This is a genomic window from Micromonospora sp. Mcm103 (genome assembly GCF_024519755.1).
Taxonomy (GTDB): domain Bacteria; phylum Actinomycetota; class Actinomycetes; order Mycobacteriales; family Micromonosporaceae; genus Micromonospora; species Micromonospora aurantiaca.
Window position 1 is genome coordinate 1 of sequence record NZ_JALJRJ010000054.1, and the last position, 1,312, is coordinate 1,312.

General features: G+C 69.8%; 1 protein-coding gene. It reads right to left on the reverse strand.

Going from position 1 to position 1,312, the window contains the following annotated elements:
* Positions 1–18: 18 nt before the first annotated feature.
* Positions 19–1,074: an IS110 family transposase gene (locus OC439_RS30135; protein ID WP_262016378.1), complete on the reverse strand. Its 1,056-nt coding sequence runs from the start codon at positions 1,072–1,074 to the stop codon at positions 19–21.
* Positions 1,075–1,312: the final 238 nt, after the last annotated feature.

Consider the following 1,312-nt stretch of genomic DNA (forward strand, 5'->3'; position numbering starts at 1 on the left):
GGGATGCTCCTATAGAAGTCAAGGGGTGTTGAGGGTGGTGAAGTCAGCGAGGAGGGCGGTGTGGACCTCGCGGACGATGTAGCGCTTGAGGCAGCGCATGATTTCTTTCTTGTTGAGGCCTTGTTTGGTGCGTTTGTCGACGTAGGCGCGGGTGCGGGGGTCGTGGCGCATGCGGACCAGGGCGATGGTGTGCAGGGCTGAGTTGGCGGCTCTGTCGCCGCCTCGGTTGAGGCGGTGGCGATCGGTGCGTCCTGAGCTGGCGGGGATGGGCGCGGCGCCGCAGAGGTGGGCCAGAGCGGCTTCGGAGCGGAGTCGGTCGGGGTTGTCGCCGGCGGTGGTGAGTAGTTGTCCGGCGACGTCGGTGCCGATGCCGTAGACGGCGTGCAGGTGTGGGGCGGTGCGGGCGACGGCGGGTCGTAGCCGCTGGTCGGCTTGGGTGATCTCGGCGGTCAGGGCCTGGATCCGGGCGGCGATGGCCGCCAGGGCGGCTTTGGTGGCCTCGACGGGATCAGTGAGTCGGGTCTGGTCGACGGGGAGCGCGGCGCACCGGTCGACCAGCGGCGGTCCCGGCTGGCTGAGGTCGTGGCGCAGGGACTCCGGAGCAGAGGCGACCAGGCCGTGGAGCTGGTTGAGCGCGGCGGTGCGGGCTTTCATCGCGCCGCGGCGGGCCACCCGCAGGGCGCGGATGGCCTCGACCGGGCCGGTGCGGGTCTTCGGCGTGCCGCTGGCCTGTCCGGACAGGGCCGCCCGGGCTGCGGCAAGCGCGTCGAGAGGGTCGGACTTGCCCTTGGCCCGGCGGGCTCGCCGGTCCGGACGGTCGACCTCGACCACCGCGACGCCCTGAGCGGTGAGGTGGCGGGCCAGTCCCGCACCGTAGGTGCCGGTGCCCTCCACCCCAACCTTGATCACCTGCCCGAATCGGCGTAGCCAGGCCAGTAGGTGCCGGTAGCCCGCCGCCGACGCGGGAAACTCCTGGTCACCCAGTACCCGGCCAGCACCGTCGATGACGGCGGCGTGATGAGTCTTGCCGTGGGTGTCGACACCACCTGTGACCTGACGCTTCTTGGCTGCCATGCTGGAACCGTCGTCCCTCTCGCTTGCACCGAACAGGGTCGGCACGCACCGCCGGGACGGGCGGACAGGACAGTGACGGGACCTCTTGCACAGGCTCCTATCAGGTCACGAACGCCCAGCAGGTGAGTGCAGGAACGGGTCACCCGGACAAGCCGACGAATCCCCTAGAAGACACCACGGTCAGTCAGAGGGTGAGTCAGACCGGCCGGGTGACCCGCTCCCACATCATCACTGTCAG

Excerpts from the sequence above, each read along its gene's own strand:
- OC439_RS30135 (WP_262016378.1), bottom strand. The coding sequence starts at position 1,074 with ATGGCAGCCAAGAAGCGTCAGGTCACAGGTGGTGTCGACACCCACGGC.